This is a genomic window from Psychromonas sp. Urea-02u-13, from assembly GCF_002835995.1.
GTDB lineage: Bacteria > Pseudomonadota > Gammaproteobacteria > Enterobacterales > Psychromonadaceae > Psychromonas.
Map to the genome: position 1 here is coordinate 34609 of NZ_PJBZ01000066.1, position 8607 is coordinate 43215.

An 8607-nucleotide genomic window follows, 5' to 3' on the forward strand; every position below is an offset into this window, starting at 1 on the left:
TGAAAACGTATATTTTAGATGAATTGTTCGATATGATTAAATACTAATCAAAGATTTTTTTGCAAAGGATTGTGGCGAAATAGATGTTTACTTCTCAAGTAGTTAAAGACAGAGCGGGGCAGTTTTATATAATTTGCCTACGCAATCAAGGACGTCACAATCTAGCTATTCAGCCGGAGACTTTTTATAACACCCAAGCCAGTTATCAGTTTGTAACAAGCCTGCAAGCCCCTTTGGGTCTGTGGCAAAATATCGCCTCTTCGAATTCATTTTTTAGCCTACAAAGATGGCAAAACACAAACCCAAGTTTAAGTATTGAACACTATGTAGCAGAAGTGTTGGTACAGGGCTTTGTCGAGGTCTATAAGACGGCAGACGTACAGTTACTTCAGCAACAATCAAATCAAACACGGGTTAAAGACAGTTTTGGTCGTGGATATCAACTACAGCCAGCTGCGAGTTTATTGCTGGGTAATGGTAACGACATAAAACAGATTAGAAGTAAGACTGAAGCAGAACTATTTATACAAAAACTATCCCTCGATGATGATGCCATTTCTCAATTGCTCAAAGCGAACAATGTCAACAGTCCTAAACCACCGTCCGAAGCACTTGTTTCAGCATTGATTGATGGTGAACTTGTTGTTTCTGTTTTACCGCCTGTGCGCAAGCCTGTTTCAAAAACGGAATTTGTCGAACAGGCAATGACGTTGAATGAACCCGCTCCTGTTGCGCCGTCCAATCATGATAAAGCAGCCCCTGTATCAAACGATAGGTCAGATAATGGTGATGCTGAAGCATTAATGAAAGCTGCAGAAGATGGTACTCCATTCTGTGAGGAGTGTGAAAATGCGAAAAGCGCAGCATAACGAGATAGAGAAAATGAATAAAAACACATTAAGCGATGCTGAAGTATCTGAACTACAGCAACAACTTTGGCAAAAAAATGAGCAAGGAAAAACACCTACTGTTTATGCCATTCTTGGTGGTGCACGTGATAAACAAATTGAACGTATCATCCGCCAAGGTGAACTGAAGTCTTCTTGTCTTATTGATGGTAAGCTTACCTATCAAATGAGCATTGCTGCCCCCTATATTGTTCGATTAGAGTTTAATCATCCACAAACGATTGAGATATTAAAAAAAGGTTGGGGTAACAACTGGGGTATCTTTGCCATTACTTATTCACCCGCAACATTAATCAATGTTCGACAAAACTGCCGAAAAATTGCCATGGTGAAAAGCCCCGAAGGCAAAAATCTCTATTTTAGATATTATGATCCACGTGTTTTACGTATTTATCTTTCTGCATGTGACACTTCTGAAGCGAATAAAGTCTTTGGGCCTATTACTGACTTTATTCTAGAGGGGCAAGATAACGGTGTCATACATCGTTATAGACGCACAGAGCAAGGTGTTGTTGATGTAAATATTAATCTGCTGAATATCACTGCAATAAAAAATCAAACAGTAAAGCCCGGTTTATTAGAAATTAGCAAGCAACAAATCAGTGCTTTTAAAGCGGTACGTTTTAAGCGCTTTATTACTGAAATGGAATTACACCTAAGCACTTATTTTGCCCCGCAAACAACCTCTCTTATTGAACAAGAGTTACTTAATAGCTGGGTGAATACAAATGTAAAACACGCGCAAGATTTTGGATTTATCACTGAACTTGATATATGCCGTTATCTGAATGTAGCCATAATACAAGGTGAGTCAGTAAAAGATGCACCTTGGTTGCAAGCTATTATGGCAGAAAGCCTTTTCCCGAGTACCAAAGCTACCTTAATCGAAGAAAAGTCACTTGAATTACTCGATCAAGAACACCAAGCTGTCGTTAAAGAACTCGATAAAGTTAACCTGTTACATCTTGAACGTTTTTATCAGAAACATCATAAGAAAGTGCTAGGTGTTGGAGTTCCTTTATTTGACTTAAGATTTGAAGACGACAAGGCATTAAAAAGCTGGATGTTTCGGGTTGGAAAACAATGTATTAATGTAGGTTTAACCGACGAAATGGCGTTAGATATATGGTTAGATATTGCCATGCGTTATGGGGAGAATTTCCCAAAAGAAAACTGGGCAATATTATCTGAGACGCAAAAGGAAGCATTGTCACCATCAGCTATATTGTTTCACCTATCAGCTCAACAGCCGCATAAACAAAGCGCTTAAACGGATTTATTGGAATCTACTATGACTTTAAGTAACCTATCTCCTGCTGAGCGCATTGTTGCTCATGAGCAGAAAATTACTGGTAACATTCAGAAGATTCAAGCAAATGAAGGACTCATTGAAACGCAAGAGCTTGCCTACGAAGATCTGTTAGCGGAAAAAACAGTATTAGATGCTGAAAAACCATCATGGAAAGAACGAGTAACGTTTGATGACAGCTTGAAGGTAGAAAAAGAAGAAAAAAAACAAGCGGTTAATGATGCTAGAGAAGAAACTATAGAGTTAAAGAAAGATACCTATCAGCTAAAAGAAGAAACTCATACTGAACAAGAAAAGCTCAAGGTAGCTCACTCTGATGAACAAATGCTTCACCAACAAAATATTGATACGCTAGAAGATAGTAAGAATAGAAGTGAAGATAGACTTAAACGTTTAGAAGATTATGACGAACAAAATCCTGAAAAAGTAGCCATACAAGCTGAAAATATAGAACAAGAGCAAGCCGTATTAGCTAAACGGGAAAACGACTTAGCTGAGGCGAAAGAGTCGGCAGAAAATGCAAAATCGGCAGCTCAAACCAGAGATGCTAAAGTAGCTGATGATATAAAAGAAGCCTGTCCACTAAAATGTAAAGCAACACAACTAGCTATAAAGAGCAATAACGGAAATCGAAAGTATCAAATGGCAACAGAGCTTAATGGTAGCGTTCAAACTCTGCATGTGATCAGTTTAAGCAAAGCTGCTGTTGATAAAAAACTCATTGAACCGCCTGTCTCTGTTATTTCAGTTGCTATTACTGGCCTATGTGAAAAAGGAAAAGAATCACAAGCGGCAGCCTCTGCGGACGAAAAAAAACTTGTTCGAACAAATAACAACCAATATTGTCCGGTGCTCAAAATTGAGCAAGGCCCTATTAATATTGCTATGCCAGGCACATCTGGAAGCCCACTGAATTTTCAAGCATTTTGCCCTGATCCACCCACAACGTTTTTCAATTGGGATTATTTATTTAAAAATATTTTTATGCCTGAAAAGCGTGAATCGACAATGTATACAATAGAATCTGAAGGATGTGATGGTAGTTACTCACTTGTAAGTCAAGTAGCTGCGTACCCTAAGATAAAAGCTGAAATAGGTGTGGCAATAAGCTATAAACCAACGAAAGAAATAACTACATTACCGGGTTGGGAAGATAACCCTGAAGCCGTTGATGTAATAGCAAATTACAATGAAGGGCATCGGACGGTAGAGTACGGTAACTGGGTATTCGCCTTTGACTTAAAAGGCAGTGTCGATAGTATTAATCTGTCACAACAGCTTGAATTTTTACAGCCAAACGATTTAGTTCCTAAGCTTAGAAAAGCGTTAAACCTATTTTTGTTTATTTTCGACATTATTAAAATTTGCTGTGGTAGAAATATCGGTAGTAACATCTTTGAAGATTCTTACGATGTAAATGGGCTACTTGAAAATAATGCTCCACCAGAAAATACCCAAGGTCAAATAGCCGCCGCCAACCGCAGTGTTAGTCCAACGGGCAGTATTGATATTAACTACCCTAAAATTGCCTTTGCTATAGCGTATGAAAACTGCGAAGAGCTTGGCACTAATACCCTTGGTCATGCGAGCGCGGTCACGGTAAAGCTTGACCCACTTATTGGGGTGCTTGGTAAAGTAGACATGTTAAGCGCATTAATTAAAATAGGTGTTAACGCTTTAATACCAGGTGTTGGCGCAGCAGGCATTGCCTTTGTCGAGTATATTGCTCCGATTATAGAGGGCTTATTGCCTGAAAATAGCGAAGTGACAAGAGAAGACATTGAAAACAGAAAATATTACTTAGAAGGGGGCATTGCGTTAGTATTAAACGTGGGCGCTAATATCTCTGCCGAAGGTAAATGGACGCATACAAACGATGCGCTTAACTTAGGTAATAATCCAGCAGTATTACCAGCATCACCTGATACAAACCCTGAAGTTAGTGCCTTTAGTGGCATGACGGGGGCAAGCCTTGAAATGCAACTTGAGGGCAAAGTTTATGTTAAAGGCAAAGCATGGGCTGTCACCTTTGAAGCCGGTTTAATGATAGCGATGGGTAGTGCAAAAGATATTGGTGCTGCCAAACTCGAATACAAGCTGAACATCACTGGTGAAAATGGGGTGCCCAAAGTAGAAGGTGCTTTTGAATGGAATGGTTTAGCTATTTTAACTGCTTCTTATAAATCATTTGGTGTCGGTAGTAAGGATAATGATGAGCAAAATGATACTGAATATAGTCGTAGAAGGCGCCCTGTATCTAGCCAAGATAGAGACACAACAACTCAACAAAACAACTCACAAAAAAACTATAAAAACCAATGGGTCTTAATTGAACCTGGTCGTACACCTAAAACACCTGAACCGGTACCTTTAAATGACTATTTTAACTCCTAAATTTGCGTTGATAAACGCAATAATTTTAACCCTTATATTGACTACTTATTCACAAGCAGAGGACTCTATGCTCACTAAAAAACCGTACTTCACTTACCGTATCGAAGCAAGTGGCGCTCTTTATGAGGCTAAAATCAATGGCATATTATTAGAAGATAATTTTGAAGGTAACGCGCTTAATTTTGAGCAACCCGTTAATCAATACATGCGCACGGGTATTAACCGTATAGGTATACAGGTTTACCCCTATGAGAGAGGTGATTTTGGTACTGGTAGGGTCACAATTACCCTCTATGTTAATCAAGATGGCGCGTCAGAAAGTAAGAAAAAAATGGTTGGTCAAATCACATTTAACGCTGCTGAATTTTTTAAAAATAAACAAGTCTCTGATGCAATACAAACCAGCATGCCCAAATTACGTTTAGATTCTGCTAATGACTTGATAGCCAGTGAAAGTGGGGATGTAATAATTCAAGCTGCAGTAGCGGAATCCTCAAAAGTTGAAGACGATGCTCTCTGGATATATCAAGATATTGAGCTTGATACCCCATTCCCAGTATGGGGTTTTTTTAAAGCCGATAAGTTAGATTTTCCTGATGTTTGGGAGGATTTTGTTAAAAACGGTGAATACTATAAAAAGAATCTATTAACACCACTTTACCAAGAGCATGAAAAGGTTATTGCTACATTAAAAACACAAGATTTTAATAAAATATTACCGCTGTTTGAAGAACGTAATAGTGAATATGATATCGCACTTTATTATCCAGAAGGCACCTATAATGAAATGCTGAAAAAGTCATTACAAGATGATTTTAATGATAAGTCCTCGGAACTAAAATTAAATGAATCAAAATATGCTAGACCCACAGTCAGTGATGATAAAGGGTTAATACGTCTAGGCACTTCTGCCATGATTAGGTTTGTTAACGAGGAGCATTCTCTTTATTCAAAATACCCAATCTGGTTCTACAAAAAAGATGGAAAATGGATAATTTCTCGTTAATTCCTGGGAAAGAAAATCTGGATGCTCGGTGCGCCGAGATAAATCGGTATTAGGCTAACTATCATCTCTCGTTGTCTTCGTCGTGCTTTTTGGCGATGAAGATAAATACACAGAAAATCATTATTTGTCGGTACGAGTTAATGGTTAGTAGGGGTTGCTGAGGATGCAGGTAAGCAGTGGAATAAAGAGGTGAATCTCCTTACATCTCGTACATCAGTTTTTGCTCGTTTTCATTGTTTTGGGATGCCAACAAAAAATCCATAATATTGTTTGATATTATGGATTTTTAAATTGAGAGTCTCTGGCTATTCTTATCGTGCCAGAGTCACTAAAGAGCTACGTAGCTGGCTGACAGAGCCAAAGTTAAGCGTGTATTTACGCAAACCATTACTTGCTTTAACGGCATTACCTGCGTTTACAAAACTCTTAGTTCGTTTAAACACATCATGCTGTTCAACGTCGAATACGCCTTCCCACATTCCATCAGTATCGTTACCACCGCCAGCTGTTACATATAACCACGTTTTAGTCGATGGACTCCATTTTAAGATCGACCAGCGATTTTCAATACCACGTGACCCTAAGCCAATGGGCAGCGCCTTTAATGTAATACCAAGCTTCCTGAGTTCAGGTTTAATTCTGTCTGTATAAGAGTGAACCCAAGGCATTTCACTTTCGGGTGGTGGCTTTTTAGTGCTCACTGCAACGCCACCATGTCTTGAGTTACAAGTAATAATTTCTACTGTCGTAATGCTCGGATTCCACTTTTTCCACTCTTTTACTTTAGCAATGAAATTGGCTGGCACCATGCTACAAAATTTACCTGATGTGCCGTGACCCCAAAAGCAAAGGGTGGTTATTTTTTGAATTTTTTTGTCTAGCGCTGGTCCACTAGCTGCGCCAACTGAAGCGTTGGCTGTTACGCTTGCTAAATTTCGGCAACGCTCTTCGTGTCCATTTTCGTAGAGGATTTGTATCATTGTTTGTTGAACTCCAGTTTGTAGTGTTAGTGTTTGTTATTTAAAAGTGGATTATAAACATTTAAATTGTTTTTCTTTACATATTTATCACAAAAATAACACTTACGCATCAATAGGTGTTGTGTGTGTTAATGGCTTCGGATTTTTGGGGAAATAATGACTTAATCACTTTTGACGTTGTTTGGTTTATTGAAAACTAAACCACCAAAAAAATCCCCTCGTAAATCCTTAAACAAAATTACCACGAAGCCACTTCGTTACACAGAGGTCACGAAGAAACCCTCAACAATCAACCACTTCCAATTAAATAAACTTTTGAACTTGTTTTGGGGCTTACTGATAGCCGATATCGAACAGCTGACAACTAGCAATACAACCATGAAGCTACTTCGTTACAAAGAGGTCACGAAGAAACCCTCAACAATCAACCCCCCAATTAAGTAAGCTTTTGAACTTTGTTCTTGTGTCCTTCGTGGTTAATCGTTTTTGACCTTGCTGATGGCCGATAGCGAACAGCTGACAGCTAGCAATACAACCACGAAGCCACTTCGTTACACCGAGTTCACGAAGAACCCTTCAACAACCAAGCCCCCCCCCCAATTAAGTAAGCTTTTGAACTTTCCGCTTTCTTTTATTCGCGTCCTTAGTACCTTCGTTGTTAATTGCTTTTAGGTTTTTGTTACTTAGTTTTTTAGTCCTTTGAATCCTATTTTTTTGATGATTTTTTTTGCTAACCGAATGTTTTTTGTTGTGACATATAAATATATGTCACGTTATTTAAGTGTAGTTATTTATCAACTAAAAATGCACTGTAGCCTTAGGTTTTTGAAATTAATGGGGTTGGTTTCTTGCTTTTTATGATGAATCAATGGCTGTAGTGTAAATGTTGTGCATTTTAAGTTATTTTAATGTCATTTGCGCTTGATATCTGATAAATTTGAACTACTGATTTTTGTCTTTTTGTTTATGAGCTGTTTGGGTTGTTTAAACAAAAATATATAAATAACGCTTTAAATTCTAATTTTTCACAGGGATGTTTTATGAAACGCTTACCTTTCTCTTTTATGCCTAATGCACCACTGGCAGTCATGCTCGTGAGTTTAACCGCGCTTAGCGCCTGTGGTGGTTCTAGCGGTGGCTCTGATGGTGACTCAACACCACACCTCCTGTCGTAGATGAAGACGCCACTGCGCCCGTTATTACCCTCAAAGGAGCGAATCCGTTGACGCTTGCTCATGGCGAAACTTACATTGATTCAGGTGCCACAGCACTTGATGCGGTTGATGGTGTGGTTTCTGTGTTAACGGATGGCTCTGTTAATGAAAATGCACTGGGTGATTACATTATTTCTTACAGTGCAAAAGACAAAGCAGGTAATGAAGCAACATCAACGCGTGAAGTAACAGTCGTGGATTTAACCGCGCCGGTGATAACGTTAAATGGTGAAAGCACTATCAATCTAACGCAATGGGCGGATGAGTATATTGAACTAGGCGCGATTGCAACCGATAACGTCGATGGCGATATCACAGTAAATGCGCCCTCTGGGCTGGTAGACACCACTGTGCCAGGCAGTTATCTATTAACTTATACAGTTACCGATGTCGCCGGTCATGAAACAACGGCGCAACGCACGGTGAATGTGGCAGAGCAAAAACCATTTATTATCACTTGGTTAATTACACCGGAACAAAAAACCATTCAGTTGCCTCTTAACCCAGCATTTACAGCAGAGGGTTATAACTACCGCGTCGATTGGGGCGATGACAGTGTTGATAGCAACCAAACAACCGCGGCACCAATCGGGGACACCCAAAGACTTTACCTTAGTAACTAATTGTTTTCATTAGTTTTAAGGTTTGGGTGTCCTGCTTTTTGTTTGTTGCTAAGATGGCATCAAGTGTTGATAAATCGGAATATACCTCTGTTTTTGAACGCATTCATAACAAATCAAATGAGACTGAAAAGAGCGATGAAGTTGAAAGTACGCGATTGGTAAAATTCATCGGT

7 protein-coding genes are annotated in these 8607 nt (G+C 39.0%); 6 read left to right on the forward strand and 1 reads right to left on the reverse strand.

Features of this window, described 5'->3' with window-relative positions; genetic code table 11:
- Positions 1-83: 83 nt before the first annotated feature.
- From CXF74_RS11855 to CXF74_RS11870, 4 genes are all read left to right on the forward strand, one after another.
- Positions 84-869: a hypothetical protein gene (locus CXF74_RS11855; RefSeq protein WP_101082657.1), complete on the forward strand. Its 786-nt coding sequence runs from the start codon at positions 84-86 to the stop codon at positions 867-869.
- On the forward strand, positions 850-2178 hold the full coding sequence (locus CXF74_RS11860; protein WP_157822395.1) for a DUF4123 domain-containing protein: 1329 nt from the start codon (positions 850-852) through the stop codon (positions 2176-2178). Before CXF74_RS11855 ends, CXF74_RS11860 begins: the two co-directional genes overlap by 20 nt.
- A gap of 21 nt (positions 2179-2199) precedes the next feature.
- Positions 2200-4611 (forward strand): hypothetical protein, encoded by a 2412-nt coding sequence (locus CXF74_RS11865; protein WP_101082659.1) that lies wholly within the window; start codon positions 2200-2202, stop codon positions 4609-4611.
- A 67-nt stretch (positions 4612-4678) separates the two neighbouring features.
- Positions 4679-5617 (forward strand): hypothetical protein, encoded by a 939-nt coding sequence (locus CXF74_RS11870; protein WP_157822396.1) that lies wholly within the window; start codon positions 4679-4681, stop codon positions 5615-5617.
- Between the two features lie 311 nt (positions 5618-5928).
- Here the strand turns inward: CXF74_RS11870 and CXF74_RS11875 are convergent, their stop codons facing one another.
- Positions 5929-6597 (reverse strand): hypothetical protein, encoded by a 669-nt coding sequence (locus CXF74_RS11875; RefSeq protein ID WP_101082661.1) that lies wholly within the window; start codon positions 6595-6597, stop codon positions 5929-5931.
- 1040 nt (positions 6598-7637) lie between these two features.
- On the opposite strand from CXF74_RS11875, the gene CXF74_RS22870 reads away from it, so the two are divergent.
- The gene (locus CXF74_RS22870) at positions 7638-7772 is read left to right on the forward strand and encodes a hypothetical protein (RefSeq protein ID WP_269800770.1); all 135 of its coding nucleotides are present in this window, start codon (positions 7638-7640) and stop codon (positions 7770-7772) included.
- Between the two features lie 23 nt (positions 7773-7795).
- The gene (locus CXF74_RS11880; RefSeq protein ID WP_269800771.1) at positions 7796-8434 is read left to right on the forward strand and encodes an immunoglobulin-like domain-containing protein; all 639 of its coding nucleotides are present in this window, start codon (positions 7796-7798) and stop codon (positions 8432-8434) included.
- The last annotated feature ends 173 nt before the right edge of the window (positions 8435-8607 follow it).

Excerpts from the sequence above, each read along its gene's own strand:
- CXF74_RS22870 (WP_269800770.1), top strand. The coding sequence starts at position 7,638 with ATGAAACGCTTACCTTTCTCTTTTATGCCTAATGCACCACTGGCAGTC.
- CXF74_RS11860 (WP_157822395.1), top strand. The coding sequence starts at position 850 with ATGCGAAAAGCGCAGCATAACGAGATAGAGAAAATGAATAAAAACACA.
- CXF74_RS11855 (WP_101082657.1), top strand. The coding sequence starts at position 84 with ATGTTTACTTCTCAAGTAGTTAAAGACAGAGCGGGGCAGTTTTATATA.
- CXF74_RS11865 (WP_101082659.1), top strand. The coding sequence starts at position 2,200 with ATGACTTTAAGTAACCTATCTCCTGCTGAGCGCATTGTTGCTCATGAG.
- CXF74_RS11875 (WP_101082661.1), bottom strand. The coding sequence starts at position 6,597 with ATGATACAAATCCTCTACGAAAATGGACACGAAGAGCGTTGCCGAAAT.
- CXF74_RS11870 (WP_157822396.1), top strand. The coding sequence starts at position 4,679 with ATGCTCACTAAAAAACCGTACTTCACTTACCGTATCGAAGCAAGTGGC.